18 protein-coding genes are annotated in these 19598 nt (G+C 49.7%); 6 read left to right on the top strand and 12 right to left on the bottom strand.

The window, feature by feature from the left end; genetic code table 11:
* Positions 1 to 4 precede the first annotated feature (4 nt).
* Both ACXX82_RS13965 and tcdA read right to left on the bottom strand, forming a co-directional pair.
* The gene (locus ACXX82_RS13965) at positions 5 to 709 is read right to left on the bottom strand and encodes an MgtC/SapB family protein (protein ID WP_322235699.1); all 705 of its coding nucleotides are present in this window, start codon (positions 707 to 709) and stop codon (positions 5 to 7) included.
* Positions 710 to 1233: 524 nt separating this feature from the next.
* The gene (gene tcdA, locus ACXX82_RS13960; protein WP_458563105.1) at positions 1234 to 2103 is read right to left on the bottom strand and encodes a tRNA cyclic N6-threonylcarbamoyladenosine(37) synthase TcdA; all 870 of its coding nucleotides are present in this window, start codon (positions 2101 to 2103) and stop codon (positions 1234 to 1236) included.
* A 487-nt stretch (positions 2104 to 2590) separates the two neighbouring features.
* Between tcdA and ACXX82_RS13955 the strand changes: the two genes are divergently transcribed.
* The 3 genes from ACXX82_RS13955 to ACXX82_RS13945 all read left to right on the top strand — a co-directional run bounded on the left by ACXX82_RS13955 (position 2591) and on the right by ACXX82_RS13945 (position 5113).
* Positions 2591 to 3127: a hemerythrin domain-containing protein gene (locus tag ACXX82_RS13955; RefSeq protein WP_458563104.1), complete on the top strand. Its 537-nt coding sequence runs from the start codon at positions 2591 to 2593 to the stop codon at positions 3125 to 3127.
* Positions 3124 to 3786 carry a pyridoxamine 5'-phosphate oxidase gene (gene pdxH, locus ACXX82_RS13950; RefSeq protein ID WP_323505802.1) on the top strand — a complete coding sequence of 221 codons (663 nt, stop codon included), beginning with the start codon at positions 3124 to 3126 and terminating at the stop codon, positions 3784 to 3786. The genes ACXX82_RS13955 and pdxH overlap by 4 nt, the downstream gene beginning before the upstream one ends.
* A gap of 115 nt (positions 3787 to 3901) precedes the next feature.
* The gene (locus ACXX82_RS13945; RefSeq protein WP_322235691.1) at positions 3902 to 5113 is read left to right on the top strand and encodes a class I SAM-dependent methyltransferase; all 1212 of its coding nucleotides are present in this window, start codon (positions 3902 to 3904) and stop codon (positions 5111 to 5113) included.
* 213 nt (positions 5114 to 5326) lie between these two features.
* On the opposite strand, the gene ACXX82_RS13940 is transcribed toward ACXX82_RS13945, so the two are convergent.
* From ACXX82_RS13940 to ACXX82_RS13895, 10 genes are all read right to left on the bottom strand, one after another.
* Positions 5327 to 6961 carry a PAS domain-containing sensor histidine kinase gene (locus tag ACXX82_RS13940; RefSeq protein WP_322235689.1) on the bottom strand — a complete coding sequence of 545 codons (1635 nt, stop codon included), beginning with the start codon at positions 6959 to 6961 and terminating at the stop codon, positions 5327 to 5329.
* Positions 6962 to 7076: 115 nt separating this feature from the next.
* Complete coding sequence (gene msrA / locus ACXX82_RS13935; RefSeq protein WP_322235687.1) at positions 7077 to 7607, bottom strand: peptide-methionine (S)-S-oxide reductase MsrA; 531 nt, start codon at positions 7605 to 7607, stop codon at positions 7077 to 7079.
* A 213-nt stretch (positions 7608 to 7820) separates the two neighbouring features.
* Positions 7821 to 8546, bottom strand: coding sequence for an OmpW/AlkL family protein (locus tag ACXX82_RS13930; RefSeq protein WP_322235685.1), 726 nt, complete (start codon positions 8544 to 8546; stop codon positions 7821 to 7823).
* A gap of 292 nt (positions 8547 to 8838) precedes the next feature.
* On the bottom strand, positions 8839 to 9975 hold the full coding sequence (locus tag ACXX82_RS13925; RefSeq protein WP_322235683.1) for an L-threonylcarbamoyladenylate synthase: 1137 nt from the start codon (positions 9973 to 9975) through the stop codon (positions 8839 to 8841).
* A complete protein-coding gene (locus tag ACXX82_RS13920) occupies positions 9975 to 11180 on the bottom strand; it encodes a 5-(carboxyamino)imidazole ribonucleotide synthase (RefSeq protein WP_322235681.1) in 1206 nt (401 codons plus the stop codon). Before ACXX82_RS13920 ends, ACXX82_RS13925 begins: the two co-directional genes overlap by 1 nt.
* Positions 11181 to 11219: 39 nt before the next feature.
* On the bottom strand, positions 11220 to 11729 hold the full coding sequence (gene purE / locus ACXX82_RS13915) for a 5-(carboxyamino)imidazole ribonucleotide mutase (RefSeq protein WP_416186805.1): 510 nt from the start codon (positions 11727 to 11729) through the stop codon (positions 11220 to 11222).
* Complete coding sequence (locus ACXX82_RS13910) at positions 11729 to 12625, bottom strand: phosphoribosylaminoimidazolesuccinocarboxamide synthase (protein WP_322235680.1); 897 nt, start codon at positions 12623 to 12625, stop codon at positions 11729 to 11731. The genes purE and ACXX82_RS13910 overlap by 1 nt, the downstream gene beginning before the upstream one ends.
* Positions 12626 to 12911: 286 nt before the next feature.
* The gene (gene fba / locus ACXX82_RS13905; protein WP_322235678.1) at positions 12912 to 13976 is read right to left on the bottom strand and encodes a class II fructose-bisphosphate aldolase; all 1065 of its coding nucleotides are present in this window, start codon (positions 13974 to 13976) and stop codon (positions 12912 to 12914) included.
* Between the two features lie 42 nt (positions 13977 to 14018).
* Positions 14019 to 15452, bottom strand: a complete 1434-nt coding sequence (pyk, locus tag ACXX82_RS13900) for a pyruvate kinase (RefSeq protein ID WP_322235676.1) — start codon at positions 15450 to 15452, stop codon at positions 14019 to 14021.
* Between the two features lie 271 nt (positions 15453 to 15723).
* The gene (locus ACXX82_RS13895; protein ID WP_322235674.1) at positions 15724 to 16917 is read right to left on the bottom strand and encodes a phosphoglycerate kinase; all 1194 of its coding nucleotides are present in this window, start codon (positions 16915 to 16917) and stop codon (positions 15724 to 15726) included.
* A 529-nt stretch (positions 16918 to 17446) separates the two neighbouring features.
* Here ACXX82_RS13895 and ACXX82_RS13890 point away from each other — a divergent pair.
* The 3 genes from ACXX82_RS13890 (at position 17447) to ACXX82_RS13880 (ending at position 19237) form a co-directional block, all read left to right on the top strand.
* Positions 17447 to 18367, top strand: a complete 921-nt coding sequence (locus ACXX82_RS13890; protein ID WP_322235672.1) for a branched-chain amino acid transaminase — start codon at positions 17447 to 17449, stop codon at positions 18365 to 18367.
* Between the two features lie 109 nt (positions 18368 to 18476).
* On the top strand, positions 18477 to 18677 hold the full coding sequence (locus ACXX82_RS13885) for a zinc-finger domain-containing protein (protein WP_322235670.1): 201 nt from the start codon (positions 18477 to 18479) through the stop codon (positions 18675 to 18677).
* A gap of 128 nt (positions 18678 to 18805) precedes the next feature.
* Positions 18806 to 19237, top strand: coding sequence for a YybH family protein (locus tag ACXX82_RS13880; protein WP_322235669.1), 432 nt, complete (start codon positions 18806 to 18808; stop codon positions 19235 to 19237).
* The last annotated feature ends 361 nt before the right edge of the window (positions 19238 to 19598 follow it).

The raw sequence follows: 19598 nt of genomic DNA, 5'->3' as shown, positions 1-19598 counted from the left end.
CTTTCTAGTTTTCTATATCGCTGAGAACGGCCCAACGCGCTGCGCTGACGCCTTTTTCAAGGCTGACACGGCTAACGATCTGTTCAAGCTGTAAATGATTACTAGGCGACGTGATAAGGTCCGCGCGCACCTCTAGTTGCGTACCGGAAGGCAGATCTTCGCTATGCAATGATTGCACCACCAGATGCGGCATGCCATTTAGCATATGCAACATCAATGTCCTGACCTGTACCTCGTCATCAGGGCGACAAACGATAGAGAGACGGTAAACCTGTTCAATCTCGGTTGCGCCTTGCAGGTCTTGCCGATTGATCAGATGTGAGACGCTGCGTAACAAGACATTGGTGCCCAGAATCGCTGCCGCACCAATCGCCGCTTCAAGTGGATGCCCCAAGCCGCATAACACGCCGACAGCTGCTGAACACCATAGGGTTGCCGCCGTATTCAAGCCACGCACACTCGCGCCTTCGCGCATGATCACGCCAGCCCCTAAAAACCCAATACCGGATACAACATAGGAGGCGATGCGCGTCGCCCCTTGCGGATCGGTTTCAAACGCTGACACCATCACAAACAGCGAAGCGCCGATAGCTACCAAAGCATTAGTACGCAATCCTGCCATACGCTGACGCATCTGACGCTCTGCGCCAATCAACGCACCTAGAGTGAGCGCGAGTAAAACCCGCACTAAAAAAACTTGCCATTCCATAATCCACACCTCAGCGTCAGCTGCCACACATTCCGAAACGGTATGCGTAGACAACATTTAGTCCTGAGCGACGCAACGATTCCGCGCGCCGGCAAACGACTAAGATCAATCAAAAAGGATGGGAGTATACGAATGTGCGATGACCATAACGATCACCGGAAAATGCGATACCACAGCACGCTATTGCAAAATGCATTGCAACAAATTACAAAAATGTGTAATTCATCGTCACAAGTCGCGGGCTGAAGCGGAATGAGGTCTGCTAATGCTTACGCGAATTGTGACAGGCTGTTTGCCCATCCACAGGGTCTAGAACTACTGTCCAAAATTGAAACTCCAAGAAACATAATGAGGCGAATTCTAGTTAGCTGAGCCATGCATGTCAACCCTCAATCATTCACCGCCTCAACGCCGTGTAAGAATAGGTGGCGAATATAATCCAATTTACCGACCCAATTAGTCAGTGATCTGAAACCCGCTTGCATCAACGCGAATACTGTTCGATTACGCCTATCAATACTTGTTCATAATGCAGCTTTTGAATCGGTATCAACGGCAAGCTTGCGTAATACGTAGGCCGCGGCGGCCAGCCCAAAGCTCGCCGTGACGACGACTGCAGAGCCATAACCCGCACAATTTAAACCCGTGACTGAGGTATTAACAGAAGTGTTTGCCTTGCCATCAATTGCGCAAACATCTTCATTAACAGGTAGGCGCACAGGTTCAGTCGAAAATACAGCATCAATACCAAATTTACTTTTTTCACCGCGCGGGAATCGGTGCTGCGAGCGAAGCAGCTTACGTACCTTGGCCAGCAACGGTTCTTGCTCCGTGCGTGCCAAATCGCGAATTTCAATGCGGGTTGGATCTAATTGCCCCCCCGCGCTGCCAATGGTAATCAAGCCAATAGCGTGATCACGGCAATAGGCGATTATTGCCGTCTTGGCGCGTACATTGTCGATGGCGTCAATCACATAATCATAGCGCTTGCCACCCAGCATTTCCTCGAGGTTATCGATCGTCACAAAATCTTCCACTTCAGTGACCTGGCAATACGGATTGATCTGTTTAATGCGCTCTGCCAACGCGGTCACTTTGGCCTGTCCTAGCGTATCGGTAAGCGCATGGATCTGGCGATTGACGTTAGACTCCGCCAAATTATCCAGATCGATCATGGTCAGATGGCCGACTGCGCTACGCGCCAGCGCTTCAACCGCCCACGAACCCACACCGCCTACCCCTATAATGCAGACATTCGCTAGCCGAAAACGCGCCAGCGCTGGCGCACCGTAAAGGCGAGCGATACCACCAAAGCGACGGTCGAAATCGAACTCCTCTGCGCTGGTGGAATCGGGATGAACAGACACGTTGACGGGCAAAACGGATGAAGACATAAGTGTTTACAAAGAGTAGGATAATAAATGACGATTAAACAACAATTGAAATTCTATTTTGCAACAATTGTGGCAAAAACAGGCAAGTAACAGAAAATGAACCGACAACATAAAAGCATGGGCAAGTGATGAGAAAGCCACTATTGCGACATAATGTTGAAGGCTAACCAAAGCGTTCTGTGTTCTGCAATGCGCCGATTCAGGACTGATGATTAGCGTCCCTATTTTACCGATACATTCTTGCCAGCGTATTTCTATCATATCAGTCTGATTCTGATCGCGGATACTGCCTCTGACTGAATCAATTGATAAACACTATGTTGCACATTTTTTACGACCATCCTGACCTATTTTTACGCCATTTACGCTGCATCAGCACAAATGTTCTAATAGGATCTATTCATCAATTACGTATTCCTGCAACATGACACAAAACATGACGCACAATGATCATCAATCATCTTAATTAATCGTCACCAGGATAACTATGGTAAATTCACTTTTCGAAACAGCGCCCGATTTTGGTCAGCCGATTGCCGTCCTCAAACACTGCCATGAGCGAATCCGCAAACAACTTGCGACGCTTGAGCGGTTGCGAACACACTTGTCAGAACATGGCGCCAACCAAGAGGCGCAAGAAGCGGCAACCAGTATTCTGCGCTACTTCAATAAAGCTGCACCACATCATCACGACGATGAAGAGCAGGATTTATTTCCCATGCTGACAGCCACTGCAAAAGATGAAGATGCTGAGGTTTTGCGACGATTAGGGCCGGAAATTATTGATGAACACCAGCAAATGGCGCAACTCTGGCATCAGTTGAGCGCGCAACTGTTAGCGGTGCAATCCGGTCAAAGTGCTGAGCTTTCCGGTGACGACGTCTCACTTTTTTCGACTCTCTATCTGGCACATATGGAGAAGGAAGAAACGTGGATCGCGCCAATGGCAAAACGTATTTTTAGCGCCGCACAAATGACCCTGTTAGGAACAGCTATGCAACGCCGTAGAGGAATTTCCGTATGAGTATCGACACTAACAAGATCACCACGTCAATCGCCGATCTTCGCACCGACTATAGTCAAGCCAGCTTATCGAAAGCGGACACGCTCAGTGAGCCGCTGGCGCAATTTGAAAAATGGTTAGGCGAGGCTATCAAGGCACAAGTCCCGGAACCAAATTCGATGAGTCTGGCCACTGTCAACGAAAGCGGAAGGCCATCCTCGCGCATCGTACTGATAAAAAATTTCGATGCACAGGGCATCACATGGTTCACCAATTACGCCAGTCGAAAAGGTCAAGATCTTGCACACAATCCGTTTGCAGCGCTGCTCTTTCACTGGGTTGAATTAGAACGTCAGGTACGTCTGGAAGGACGTGTTGAACGTGTTTCGGAAGCCGAGAGCGATGCCTATTTTTCCAGTCGTCCATTGCGTAGTCAGATAGGTGCGATTGCTTCCGATCAGAGTCATCCAATCGCAAATCGCGCATTACTTGAGGCCCACTATTTAGAGGCCGAAAAAAAGTTTGGTGATCACCCGGAACGTCCAAAAAATTGGGGCGGATACAAACTTATTCCAGATACGGTAGAATTTTGGCAGGGTCGCCGATCTCGATTGCATGATCGCATTGTGTATCGGCTAAATATAAATGGTACTTGGCAACGAGAACGGTTGCAGCCATAACAGCGAATAAAAACAAATGATAAAGTGATCGCGAATGCCCACGAACAATGACTGAATGAAGCTTGCAAAAGCGTATTTTCGATAGTCGCAGTTATTATTCTGAGGAGAATAGAAAATGTTCTGGGAAAAAAAACTTGAAAATTGGGTGGAAGAAATCCGCACTCACGCTGCTTTGCCATTGCGGCTTGAATTGTGGAACGGGCAGCGTTTCGACTTCAGTAGCGCGCCCTCTCCCGACGTTACCATTCGCGTTCCTCATGCTTCTTCTCTCTCCTATCTGCTGACACCTTCATTATCAAATCTGGGCGAAGCGTATGTGGAAGGTAAAATCGAGGTTGAAGGCAAGCTCAAGGAAATCATTACCGTCGCAAATGGACTAGCCGCCGCCTATCTGAAGCCCGAAGGAAAATTTGGCCGAGTCACGCGCAGTATTCGCCACAACAAGGCTAAAGATGCTGAAGCGATCCATTATCACTACGACGTTTCGAATGCATTCTATCAATTGTGGTTAGATCAAAATATGGTCTATTCATGCGCCTATTTTGAGAACGGCGATGAAGATCTGTACACTGCACAAATTAAAAAAATTGATCATATTCTGACCAAAATTCAACTACAACCGGGTCAGACATTATTAGATATTGGTTGTGGATGGGGTGCGCTCGTGTTGCGTGCCGCACACAAATTCGGCGCCAAATGCGTGGGAGTAACACTCTCCGAAAATCAATACGCATTAGCCAAAGAACGCGTGGCCCAAGCTGGACTAACTGACCAAATTGAGATCCGTTTACAGGACTATCGTGATGTCACCGGAAAATTTGATCGGATCACCAGCGTTGGCATGTTTGAACACGTTGGCCTCAAAAATCTCCCGATGTATTTCTCGCGTATCCAATCACTGCTGGCAGACGATGGCGTGGCCATGAATCATGGCATCACCTCAACCGATATCGATAACGGTGAGTCACCATACGGCGGTGGCGAATTTATCGAAAAATATGTATTTCCTCATGGTGAATTACCCCATATTGGATTCGTTCTCAAAACAATGCAGGAAGGCGGCCTTGAGGTCATGGATGTCGAAAACCTGCGTCGCCATTATGCTAAAACGTGCAGCATATGGGCCGATAATATCGAGGCCCGCTCGGACGAAGTCAGGCAAGCTTCCGATGATCGTCGGTTTCGTATCTGGCGTCTGTATCTTGCCGGCAGTGCATATGGTTTTGAGCGCGACTGGATGTCGCTATATCAGGTCATCTGTCGAAAGTCTGGTCGCAGCGCTGCAACGCTACCCTGGTCACGCAAATATATTTACGATAGTGAGTAAAGATATTATCTGATAAGGAGTGGCTGACAACGCCGTCTGACCCTATCCGTATGCGATAAAATCGTTTCGGTTCAGTCGTTGTAAACACACTACCCCATGGCAACAATGAGACGGTAACCGCTTGGCTAAAGCGGACGTCTGCGACAATTGTCGGCCGTGGGTTCGGCCTCAAAAGCAGGCGTCTATGAAACGGTTCGCCATTGTTATATCAGACTAATTAAGTGGCAGTCGCAATATGACCGCGGTGCCCGCACCCAAGGCGCCCGAGATACTCAACTCGCCGCCAAAATGCCGGGTACGTTCATGCATGCCAAGAATTCCCCAGGATTTTCCGTCGCGTAATTGTTGCTTACCAATTCCTTTTCCATCGTCTTTAATTTTGACGATAATCGTGCGCTTATAGTGAAAAATTCTAATTTTTACCTGCTTCGCGCCAGCATGACGTACCACATTGGTGAGCGCTTCCTGAACGATGCGGAATAGCATGGTACTGCGGTCGGAATCCAAATCGACTCCAGCGGCACTTTCACTAATGCTCCACTGACATTGCAGCCCAGTGCGCTCTTCGATTATCCCGGCGTACCATTCCAACGCGGCCCAGACGCCCAGCTGATCCAAAACGCTTGGACGTAGTTCGGTTATCACTCGACGGACCGCTCCGATGGCCGCATCGGCTTGCTCAACCGCTTCTATCAGCAGCGGATCTTCAGGAAGCCCACCGCGTGCAGAACGGTCGATGGAAACGGAGACATTTGCCTTGATACCGGTAAGGACCGCTCCTAGATCGTCGTGGATGTCGCGTGCGATGCGTTTGCGCTCGTCTTCCTTAATACTTTCCTGATGATCGATGAGCTTCCGCAACGTTGATCGAGACTGAAACAGCTCGGTTTGCGCCTCTTCGAGGCACACCACCTTGTCAGTCAATTTTTGATTCAATCGACGCAGCTCAAGGCGCGCATGGCGCTGTTCGGTCTTATCACTGCCGTCTACAAAAATAGCGCTAACATCACCGTTGTGATCCTTGATCGGTTGAAATACAAAGTCCAGATGGTATTCCTTGATGCGGCCATCTACGCTATCTCTCAAATACACCGACATTTCATAAGCCAAAAATGGCTCGCCAGAAGCGAAAACTTGATCAAGCAATTTCACCAAGCCCTGACTTTCGAACTCTGGTACCGCTTGCCCTACCGTTTTTTCGAGTACGTCATACCGCGAAAAAAGGCGCATGAAGGCAGCATTGACAATATTGAACACATATTCAGGCCCTTTAAGAAGCGCCATAAAGCTGGGTGCGTGATCAAACATATGCTGTAATTGACCGGCTGCAAATTGGGTGGCTTTTAACAAAGTGATGTTTTCACGCTCGGCGAGAACCCGCCGCGTGGTTTCGGCAACGATCACAAATACGCCACGGACATCGCCCGCTTCATCCCGCGTTGGTGCGTAGATGACCGTAAAGTAGCGCGTTTCAGAGATGCCGGAAGGAGCAATCACATACTCTTGGTCTTCCAGATGTACGCGCTCCCCTGTGCTGAGTACACGGTTATAGAGGACCGCATTAAAGTCCCACACTTCGGGCCAGCAATCCCTGGTTCGCTGGCCGAACGCTGCGGGATGGCGCAGCCCAAGAATCGGTCGATAGGCATCGTTATAAATTTGGATTAAATCAGGTCCCCAAAGTACGATTGTCGGCAACGGCGAATCGAGCGCCATCGTGACAGCAATACGAAGGCTCGGAGGCCAATCAGACATTGGGCCAAGCGCGGTTTTGGACCAGTCCAGATGGCGCACAAGCGCCCCCATTTCGGTCCCCTCCGGCGGCCAGACGTTCGATGCAAAGACCAAGTCAATTCCTAATAGGAGCTTGTTTTTTAGTCGGTATGGACGTGCTGACCGGATGAATCCTGGTCAGATTTTTGTTCCTACAAAATGGTTGCGTCGTACGTCAAACAGCACGCTATTAAGCTTTGACCTTATCCATAAAGGTTTTCCGCAGTTTGGCAACTTTTGGCGCCACGACAAACGCGCAATATCCTTGAAGCGGGTGTTGTTTGAAATAGTTCTGGTGATAGTCTTCGGCCTTGAAATAGATTTCAACAGGCGATAGTTCTGTCACAATTGGTGCATCCCATACGCACGCCATCTCTGCCAATACATGCTTAGCGGTTTCTTTTTGTTCCGGCGACTGATAATAGATAACCGAACGATATTGCGTCCCGATATCGTTGCCTTGCCGGTTAAGTGTAGTGGGATCATGTATCGTAAAAAATATCTCCAGCAATGCACGAAAAGAAATGATTTCATTATCAAAGTTGATTAACACCACTTCTGCATGGCCAGTAGTGCCATCGCACACTTGTTCATAAGTCGGCTCCACGATATGCCCGCCGGTATAACCGGACTCAACATGTTCGACTCCTTTGATTTCCTGATAAACAGCTTCAAGACACCAAAAGCAACCACCGCCTAACACTGCAGTTTCGTTAGCCATACGCATTCCCCTGTGGATTTATCATTAATAGTGACTTTAACGTACTCCGTGCCCACGTGCATACTTTCCCTCATGATTTCACAGATTTCGGTATTCCAGAAATCTGGCGTAAAAAAAACCTCGATATGATCGAGGTTTTTTAGTCCGGCCCTAAGTTCAACCGTTGTTCCAGCCTTTACTTCAGCCCTTTCAGGGCCGAACTTGAGCAATTATTTAAAATTTGTAACCAACTGACAAGAAGCTGACGATAGGGTCTAGTGTCAGCTTCGTAGTGCTGTGCACATCGCCACTTGGCGTACTTGTAGTCAAGTCGGCTCTTGTTTTCAACGGAATGTAAGAAACCGAGAGACCCACAGACCAATGCGCATCGAAATTGTAGCTAGCACCGGCACTGATAACGGGTGCCAAAGAACTGCTTAAATCAGCGCTGGTACGCAAAGCACCGGTTTGACCGCGACTGATAACGCCGCTCAACTTCTGTTGAAAACCATTATCCAATTGCACATCGGTATACCAGACATACGTAGCACCAGCACCTACGAATGGACGAAATTGGCTATTTTTATCACCGAAGTAATATTTGACCAAAACCGCTGGACTCCACTGCTTAGCCGAACCGATATGGGTTCCTTGAAGAATGCCTTGGCCATCCAGTTTGAATTTTGGCGGTATTCCGGCATCGGCAGATAACACCCAATTATCGGTAAAGAAATGACTGAATTGCAAACCGAGAGTGTCTGCATTGCCAACACCAGCGCCAGTATTGGGAATAGTTTGGCCAGAAACACTCAGGTTTTGACTTGAGTCCTGTGGTGCCAAATGAAACCAACCCAAGCCAACAATATTATCGCCAGCCTGCTGCGCCATAGCGGGTAAAGCAGCCATTGTCAGCAAGGTTAACGCTGCGATTTTTGGTAGTACAGAAAAATGTTTCTTCATGCGTCTTCTCCAGGATTGACTTAAATCAAATGTAAATAGTGCGTTGGGTTTTGTTCCCTGCAACTACTGTCATTACTATTTCGGCGCCTGCCAATGAACAAGGATTAATCCGGCGGCGCTCTATTATTATTTATTTTTAGTTATAGGCATATAGCTATTAGATGATATTGTCGCAATTCATCATTACACTTTGCCATTAAAAAGAACGTGCGTGCTATTCTTCTTTAAGCACTATGCCAGCTTTAAATCTTTTTGACTATACTTGGGGTGTGGTATTTTTTCCTCAAAGCCACTACAGATGCTTGTATTGGGAAAATTTATCTGTCAAAGCATATGCGGCGCGGCGCAGGCGATCGTTAATGCCCTGCCAGGCATTGTCCTGAGGCGGTGCCTCGACGACAATCATATCGGCCCCGGCTTGATCAAGGTCACGCAAGGCGGCGTATAAATTATGAGCATAGCCATGCGGAGCTTCAGGCATCGGATAGTGAGCGACTAGCGGGACAGTTTTCTCCGCGCCAGCCGAGTAAGAAATCAAAGCCAGTCGTTGTCCATCTTGATGCATTTGCGATAAAGCTGCCAGCAAATCCACCGGCGCTATCTGTAATACCGGTGTTAGTGGCGCGTAATGTGATTCCAGCGTCCCTGAGGCACGCGGTGCACCACTATCTGCGGCGTGAACGGGTGCGCCTAACACTGCGGCGATTTCTGCTGTACTGATGTCGCCAGGTCGCAAAAGCACCGGTCCATGAGTCGCTATTCGGGATAAGTCGATGATGGTGGACTCAATCCCGACCTCGCTCTGCCCACCGTCCAACACATACGCAATGGGGCTGTTGACCCCGTCACCAAATTCATCGCGTACGTGCTGCGCAGTGGTGGGACTGACGTGACCGAATTTGTTGGCAGATGGACCCGCAATGCCGCCCTTCCCAGCTTTGAACTCGCGCAGCAAAGCTTGCGCAACAGGATGCGAAGGACAGCGAATACCAATGGAAGTCTGCCCGCCGGAAAGCGCACTGGAAACATGATCTGCACGCTGCAAAATCAGCGTCAGCGGTCCAGGCCAAAATGCCGTAATCAACTGATACGCTTGCGGTGGAATAGCCTGCGCCCAAAAGCCAAGATCTGCCTCCGGTGCGATATGCACGATGACAGGATGATTTGAAGGGCGCCCTTTGGCTGCGTAAATATTCGCTACCGCTGCGGGATTTTCTGCGTCTGCACCAAGACCGTAGACCGTCTCACTTGGAAACGCAACCAACTCACCCGCTTCCAACATGCGCGCCGCACGCTGGATCGCCTTGATATCAATGATCAAAGCGTCGGTTGAGGTTGTAGAGCCAGCTTTAGAAGCGTCTTTAGGGGCGGCTTTAGAAGCAAGCTCAGGCATGCCAGAGTTCAAACGAGGATCAGATGGCACATTCATTACAAAACAATACCTAGAATAGCGCAAGCGGTAACCAGTTGCGCATTTGCCTGGGCCAGACTCGGGGCGACGAAGGTGATATGGCCCATCTTGCGGGCGCGGCGGGCTTCCGTTTTGCCATATAAATGCAGCGCTGCACCGGGAAGCGCCGCGATCTTATCCCAGGCTGGTTCGCGAGCCTCATCGCTGCCCGCGTCAAACCAAACGTCACCCAAAATATTTAGCATGATCGCAGGAGAGTGCTGTCTTACATCCCCCAGTGGCATCCGTGCCATCGCCCTAACCTGCTGTGCAAACTGGCTCGTAATGCATGCGTCGATAGTGTAATGACCGCTATTATGCGGACGCGGCGCCATCTCGTTGACCACCAGCGAACCGTCTGCCAACACAAAAAATTCGATGCATAGTACGCCAACATAACCAAGCTGCTCAATGATTGCCAGCGCCGCATTTTGTGCGCGCTCCGCCGCTTCCACACCGACATTTGGTCCTGGCACAGTCGTCGTGAACAAGATGCCGTCGCGATGGACGTTCTCCGCAATCGGATACACGACGGCCTGCCCGTCCACGCCGCGCGCAACCAATACCGACACTTCATATGCCAATGGCAGCATTTTTTCTAGGACGCAGTGGACGCCGTTCATTTCCGAATAGGCTGCACGTAACGCATCCAAATCAGTCACCCGGGATTGCCCCTTGCCGTCATAACCCAAGCGGACTGTTTTCAATATTCCGGGGAAGAGATCGGCAGGTACGCTGTCAATGTCAGCCAGTGACGCAATGCTTTTATAGGGTGCAGGAAGTACTTTTGAACGGACGCTGCATTGCGTGAAGAACTCTTTTTCTACGATGCGATCCTGCGCGATGGAAACGCACGCAGCCTTCGGTGCGATGAAGGTACTTTCGGCTAAAAATGCCAGACTATGATGCGACACATTTTCAAACTCTGTCGTTACGGCCACACATAACGCGGCCAGTTCTGCCAGAGCAACTTCGTCATCGTAATCTGCCAAAACGTGCCGCTCCGCAACGTGAGCGGCGGGACAATCCTGAGCAGGTTCCAACACCGCAACCTTATAACCCATTGCTTGCGCCGCGTGTGCAAACATGCGCCCCAACTGACCGCCACCCATCACACCAAGCCATGTAGCCGGCGTCGTCGCTGGAATCAAGGCCGTATCATTCAAAGGTAAAGTTTGCTTCATACTTGCTTCTTGTTAGTTTGATCGAGTTTTGCTAACGGCTCACGCCGGAGGTAATGTCATGTCAAGTGCTGACTGCGTCTGTTTGGCGCGAAACGACAGCAACTTTTCGGCTAGCACATCATCAGTGCAAGCCAACATTGCTATCGCAGACAAAGCTGCATTTGCCGCACCGGCCTCACCAATTGCATAGGTTGCCACCGGAATCCCTTTGGGCATCTGGACGATCGACAACAACGAATCTTCGCCCCGCAAATACTTTGAGGGCACCGGCACACCCAGCACCGGTACGATGGTTTTAGCCGCGATCATGCCGGGCAGATGCGCAGCGCCACCCGCACCAGCAATGATCGCCCGCAAGCCACGCTCACGCGCTGTCTCGGCATAGGCAAACATCTGATCCGGCATGCGATGTGCGGAAATCACCTGCGCTTCATGCGCGACGCCAAACTCCGTCAATATCGCGACGGCGTGTTGCATCACATCCCAGTCAGAGGACGAACCCATGACCACACCGATCAGCGGTGATTCTTTTTGGCTTGCGTCCATCATTACTCCTTCAGTTTTTGACCGGTCAGGCTTTCTAACGCCTCCCGATATTTCGCACCGGTTTTTTCGATGACATCGACCGGCAATGCTGGCGCGGGTGCTGTCTTGTGCCAACTTGTGACTGTCTCAAGATAATCACGCACAAACTGCTTGTCAAATGATGGCGGAGAAATGCCGACCGCGTAACTTTCTGCAGGCCAGAAACGCGACGAATCAGCCGTCAACACTTCATCCATCAAATGCAACACGCCCTGTTGGTCGAGACCGAATTCAAATTTGGTATCAGCGATGATAATGCCACGCGTGGCAGCGTATTCGGCTGCGGTTTTGTATAACTCAATACTGATTTCACGAATTTTAGCCGAGAGTTCAGTACCGATCCGGCGCTCCATATCGTCGTAACTAATGTTTTCATCATGCTCACCCATTTCGGCTTTGGCCGCTGGCGTGAAAATTGGCTCATCCAGTTTTGCTGCCTGTTGCAATCCAGCGGGTAAAGTCACGCCGCAAATTGCACCGGTTGCCTGGTAATCTTTCCATCCCGAACCAATGATATAACCACGCACCACCGCCTCGACCATGATTGGCTCCAGACGCTTTGCAACAACTGCACGACCACGAACCTGATCCACTTCATCCGGCGCAACGACGCTTTCGGGTGCAATGCCCGTCAGATGGTTCGGTACGATGCCAGCCAGTTTCTCAAACCAGAAATCACTCATCTGATTCAATACCTTGCCTTTGCCGGGAATCGGCTCACTCATCACGACATCAAAGGCAGATAAGCGGTCTGTGGTCAGTATCAAAATTTTATCAGTGCCGACCGCGTAGTTGTCGCGCACTTTTCCGGTACCCAGCAGTGGCAACGACTTAATGGAAGATTTATATAGGCTTGTCATGGTGGTTCCAAAAGTAGAAACCAGGCGGGGAGAATAATCTCCGCCTGGTCTTTTAATGTCGATTATTACGCATTCAACGATTTATTGCATGTTCACCAGCTTGTTACACGTTCACTGACATTTTTAAGATCGGTTTGCGGGTAGGCACAAAAGCGACAGATTGAAGGATAAATAAAATACAAAATAGGCCACATAAAAATTCACATTAAGGCCTATTCCGCATTCTCCATTATTGCTTCTACCATCGCGCTCCGCTCACCACGCGTGTCCGATCTTAAATCAGTCTTTATTGAACGATCTGCGAAAGTTCGCCTTTTTTGTACTTGTCTGCAATTTTTTCCAATGACATTGGTTTGATCTTGGCGGCCATACCTTCACAACCGAACGCCAGGAAACGCGCCTTTACCACTGCTTTAGCCGCTTCACGTGCTGGCTTCAGGTAATCGCGTGGATCGAATTTGCTTGGATTTTCAATCAGATAACGGCGAATCGCACCGGTCATTGCCAGACGGATATCGGTATCAATATTGATCTTGCGAACGCCGTGACGGATACCTTCCTGAATCTCTTCGACTGGAACGCCGTAGGTTTCTTTCATATCGCCGCCAAATTCACGAATTTCCGCCAGCAATTCTTGCGGTACCGACGACGAACCGTGCATCACCAGATGGGTATTTGGGATACGTACGTGGATTTCCTTGATACGCTCGATGGCCAGAATATCGCCCGTTGGCTTGCGCGAAAATTTGTAAGCGCCATGCGAAGTACCAATCGCAATTGCCAGTGCATCACATTGTGTTTTCTGAACAAAATCTGCTGCCTGAGCAACGTCAGTCAGCAACTGTTCACGCGTCATTTTGCCATCGGCGCCGTGACCGTCTTCTTTGTCACCCATCATGGTTTCCAAAGAGCCTAGCACGCCCAATTCCGCTTCAACCGTCACACCAATGGCGTGCGAAAATTCAACGACTTTACGTGATACTTCGACGTTGTATTCGTAACTCGCAACCGTTTTACCGTCTGCGGTCAATGAGCCGTCCATCATCACCGATGTAAAGCCCGAACGAATCGCCGCCATACAGACCGATGGCGTCTGGCCGTGATCCTGATGCATCACTACGGGAATGTGCGGGTAGGCTTCAACCGCTGCCTCAATCAGGTGACGCAAAAATGCTTCGCCAGCATATTTGCGTGCGCCAGCCGAAGCTTGCATGATGACCGGTGCGCCGACTTCATCGGCGGCTTCCATGATCGCGGTGATTTGTTCCAGATTATTAACGTTGAACGCTGGGATACCATAACTATTTTCAGCTGCATGATCGAGCAATTGACGCATGGATACGAGAGGCATATTGATACTCCGATAGTAATAAAATAGGTGTGCGTCGATGAATCAGTATTCACCGATCTTCATGATTTTGAATGCATTCGTGCCGCCGATCTGGCCCATTGGCTCACCCCACGTCAACACCACGAGATCACCGGGTTGTACCGCGCCTTGCGCCACCAGCAGATGTTGCGCATCTTTCAGGACCGCTTCACGGTCTGTTGATTTGGCGAGTTCCAGGCTTGTTACGTTGCGATACAGCGCGGCCTTGCGACGGGTCTGAACGCTTGGCGTAAGCGCAAAAATTGGGATATCGATGTTATGCCGACTCATCCACAGCGCGGTCGAACCGGATTCGGTCAACGCCGCAATTGCCTTGACGCGCAAATGATGCGCGGTAAATAGCGCGCCGTAAGCAATCGACTGATCGATGCGGGTAAAAGTCACATTCAGGAAATCGGCATCGAGCTTGCAGTCTTCCGATTTTTCCGCTTCCAGACAAATGGCCGCCATGGCTTCCACCGTCTCTACCGGATAACGCCCGGATGCTGTTTCTGCCGAGGTCATAACAGCATCGGTGCCATCCAGTACCGCATTAGCAACATCCGATACTTCAGCCCGTGTCGGCACTGCATTCACAATCATCGACTCCATCATCTGGGTTGCCGTAATCGTGAGCTTGTTCGATGCACGTGCCATTCTGATCATACGCTTTTGCAACGCCGGTACCGCCGCATTACCAACTTCTACCGCCAGATCGCCCCGCGCCACCATAATACCGTCGGAAGCGTCCAGAATCGATTGCAAAACAGGAATCGCTTCGGCCCGTTCGATCTTGGCGATCATCATCGGTTTGTGGTTGTAGGCTTCGCCAGCCACGTTCGCCAATTGCCGCGCCATTTCCATATCGGTGGCGTTTTTTGGGAATGATACGGCGACATAATCTGCCTGGAAACTCATTGCCGTCTTGATGTCGTCCATATCCTTAGAAGTTAACGCCGGTGCAGATAGACCGCCACCCTGACGATTAATTCCCTTGTTATTTGACAACTCACCACCAATCTTGACCACGGTATGAATCTCGTTGCCGATTATCCGCTCAACCACCAACACGATCAGGCCATCATTTAATAACAGCACATCAGCAACTTTCAGGTCGCGCGGCAGTGCTTTGTAGTCAAGTCCGGCTCGATCCTGGTTGCCAAGTTCACAATCGGAATCGAGTATAAATTTAGACCCATTTACCAGCTCAATCTTGCCATTTTCGAACTTACCAACGCGAATTTTCGGACCTTGCAAATCGGCCATGATCGCTACCTGACGACCGCACTTAGCCGCTATTTCACGCACCAGCAGGGCGCGATCAATATGGTCCTGCGCCTTGCCATGCGAAAAATTTAAACGTACTACATCGACACCTGCGTTAAACATCCGCGTTAAAGTCTCGGCATCGCTTGATGCAGGTCCGATAGTGGCGACGATCTTGGTAGCTCTTTGCATGACAACCTTTATGTGAAGTGAGTACTTAAAACTACGTTAAAAACCACGTTAATGCTAAGTCATCTGCTTCGGCAGATTTTAGTTTTACTCCCTATTTTCACTCCCACCTACTAATTGCTACTTAAGTATTGCTACCTCACTGCTCGCTAAGATCTGCAATGTCTTAACATTTATTCAGTCAGGAACCACGCGCCAAGAGAAACATCATCTAAAGCGCCGGCGCATAAATATTACCAATGCATGACCAACGCGCCGGAACGTCAACAGCATTCTAGCCGGCAGCGCGCTGTTCCAAAATTTCTACCGCAGGCAATGTCCGACCTTCCAAAAATTCCAGAAAAGCGCCGCCGCCGGTCGAGATGTAACCAATCTTGTCGGCAATCTGGTATTTCGCTATCGCCGCCAGCGTGTCGCCACCGCCAGCAATCGAAAAGGCTTTCGAGTTTGCTATCGCCAACGCCAGTACTTTTGTGCCTTCGCCAAACTGGTCGAATTCAAATACGCCTACGGGACCATTCCACACCACGGTACCAGCCTTCGCAATTTGCTCGGCCAATATAGCGGCTGTTTTAGGCCCGATATCCAGAATCATATCGTCATCTTCAACGTCTTTAACGTCTTTTACAACGGCAGTTGCTGCCGCCGAAAATTCTTTAGAGCACACGACGTCAACCGGAATTGGCACCGATGCACCGCGCTGGGCCATCAGATCAATAATAGCCTTCGCATCATCGACCAAATCGACTTCTGCCAAAGATTTACCGATTTTGAAGCCAGCTGCCAGCAAAAACGTGTTCGCAATGCCACCGCCAACGATAAGATTATCGACCTTATCCGACAACGCTTTGAGTATAGTCAGTTTGCTCGACACTTTAGAGCCAGCGACAATCGCCACCAAAGGACGAGCGGGTTGATTGAGTGCCTTGCCAAGCGCGTCCAGTTCTGCAGCTAGCAAAGGGCCAGCGCAGGCAATTGGTGCAAATTTGGCGATTCCGTGCGTTGTTGCTTCAGCCCGATGCGAGGTACCAAATGCATCGTTGACGTAAATGTCACAAAGGGCGGCCATCTTTTGCGCCAACGCGTCGTCATTCTTTTTTTCGCCTTTATTGACCCGGCAATTTTCTAGCAATACAACCTGACCCTGCGCCACTTCAACACCGTCAACCCAGTTTTGACGCAATTCGACAGGCTGATCTAATAGTTCCGCCATACGGGCAGCAATCGGTGCAAGCGTGTCAGCTGGCTGAAAGTCGCCCTCGGTCGGTCGCCCTAAATGAGAGGTCACCATCACCGCCGCACCAGCGTCGAGCGCCATGCGGATCGCCGGAATTGAGGCGCGAATGCGGGTATCCTCAGAAATACTACCGTTGTTATTTTGTGGCACGTTAAGGTCAGCGCGGATGAACACACGCTTTCCCTGAAGTTGGTCTTGCGCGATCAAGTCGCTCAGTCGATTAAATTTCATGTCGATCAGGCAGATGTCCGGAGGAAAAGGCGTTATTTTACCCCACTCGCCCTATCAAAAACACCGTTTTGGCTTGACTTGCCTTTGAGCATTACGATTAAGCAACATAATCCAAACCAAAATCCCCACTTGCTTTAATTACGCCGATCAAAGTGAGGTTAACAGTCACCTAACCAAGGGCTTTGCTAATATTTTCCCACCACCCCACGTTGCTACGACAATAAGGGAAGATGGCGTCGTTTCGATCAACGATGCAGGATCATCACGCCAGTCAGGAAGCGTTATCAATGTGAACAAATTAGCCCTAAACCAACTTTACCGCGTTATTTAGCGTTATCAACTTTAAAACGCCTTGGCCCCAACAATGCATTGTCACAACAAAAGAAAAGCCAAACAAAGTTGCGGCGGAACTGCGATTCTTAAGGGTGACGGTGTTCTGAATCCGTTAAAATGTTCAGACAATGTTGTTGCTTGTCGCGCTAAACACGGTTCGACAATCCCCAATGACAGAATCACCGGAGATTTCACTATGTCTATGGCAGACCGCGACGGGAAAATTTGGAAAGATGGTCAATTAATCGATTGGCGTGATGCCAATATTCACGTATTAACGCACTCGTTGCATTACGGTATGGCGGTCTTTGAGGGTGTACGTGCTTACAAGACGCCGGAAGGAACGGCGATTTTTCGGCTGAAGGAGCATACACAGCGCCTGTTGAACTCGGCTAAAATTTTTCAGATGAAGGTGCCTTACGATTTACAGACTTTAATCGACGCGCAGCTGCAAGTGGTTCGCGAAAATAAGTTGGAATCCTGCTACATGCGCCCGCTAGTCTGGATCGGCTCGGAAAAATTAGGTATCTCGGCAAAGGGCAACACTATCCATGTCGCCATCGCGGCGTGGCCATGGGGTGCGTATCTGGGTGACGATGGTTTGGCTAAAGGTATTCGCGTCAAGACATCCTCATTCAGCCGCCATCATGTCAATGTATCGCTGGTGCGGGCAAAGGCGAGCGGCTATTACATCAACTCGATCCTGGCAAATCAGGAAGCGCTGACCGATGGCTACGATGAGGCTTTACTGCTGGACACCGACGGCTATGTATCCGAAGGTTCTGGCGAGAACGTTTTTATCGTCAAGAACGGCAAAATTTATACTCCCGATCTCGCATCCTGTCTCGACGGCATCACGCGTGACGCCGTGTTGACGATGGCCCACGATAGCGGTATCGAGGTCATCGAGAAACGTATCACCCGCGATGAAGTCTATTGCAGCGACGAAGCATTCTTCACCGGCACGGCTGCCGAAATCACACCGATCCGCGAGCTGGACAACCGCACCATTGGTGAAGGCAAACGCGGTCCGATCACGGAGAAAATTCAAAGTATGTTTTTTGATGTGGTTGGGGGTAAATCGTCCAAATATAAAGAATGGCTGACGTTAGTTTAAATCAGCCCCAATAGGTAGTGTCACGTGAGAACCGACTTGTGAAGGTTAGTTGTTACGTGGCATAGCACATTATCATCACCACTTAGCAAACGGCAATCCGGAGAATTAAATGAGTACAGTAACAAACCCGCAAGCAGTCGTCGAACTCGATGCAAAAGACTTACCGGCACATTGCCCGAACCCGCTGATGCCGATATGGTCTTCACATCCCCGGGTCTTTTTGGATATGAGTAAAACCGGAAGTGCCAAATGTCCATATTGCGGCACAAATTATGCAATGAAGGCTGGCGCTGTCATTAAAGGTCACTAAAAAGATCACTAAAGGCATATCAGATGTAGACCGTTAAAAATCACGAATGACAACGCACTGATAAAGATTAACGGACGGCATTTTCGGTCGTTATTTGGAGTCTGATTTATGTTGTAACAGGAGTAAGCATGCCACGCGCAAAACTAATACACGGCACGGCCGATGACGCCGAAACCGCATTTTACGACGCACTGAGCCGCGCCGACATTGAGGCAATGATGGCGTTGTGGGCAGATGATGAAGAAATCGTTTGTGTCCATCCAGGCGCCCCGCGTCTGGTCGGCCACGCGGCAATTCGTGGCGCGTATGAGACCTTGTTTGAACGCGGTGGCGTGCATATCAGAGCCCGCCAAGTTCACGTCTCGCACAACATGTCTACCAGCATTCATAACCTCGTTGAAGATATAAACCGAAGCGGCGAACAAAGCCAGGAGATGCATATCCTGACCACCAACGCCTACATGAAAACGCCAAGCGGTTGGCGCATCGTATTGCACCACGCGTCGATTGCACCCGGTCAGGCACCCGAAGATATTTTGGCGGCAAACCTGCTTCATTAAAACTGCAATGCGGAGGTGAGGCCGCATGGAGTCCCGCTCGTCTGTATTCATGTCTTTCACCCGGTAGCGATCAATTTGTAAAAAACTCTGTACCTCCTAGTAATACTGATCCATCGACCTGAAAACATTTATCCAGCGTTGCAGTATCGGTCATCGCCATTCCGGTTTTTGCAGATCGGCATAGTCGCTTCGGTCAGCCCGCACAAATGTATGGATCATCAAAATTAGTCGACGGTAACGGGAACATCCGCATTGCGGTACAGTGGTGGTAGTACTGGGGAAATAACGTCATAAAATGATGTAATAACCAATATAATAAACAGTGGAATAAACCCCAAATAGCCGGGTAATCCAATACCTG

It is taken from the genome of Glaciimonas sp. GNP009 (genome assembly GCF_054343755.1).
This window is presented reverse-complemented; position numbering and strand designations above follow the sequence as displayed.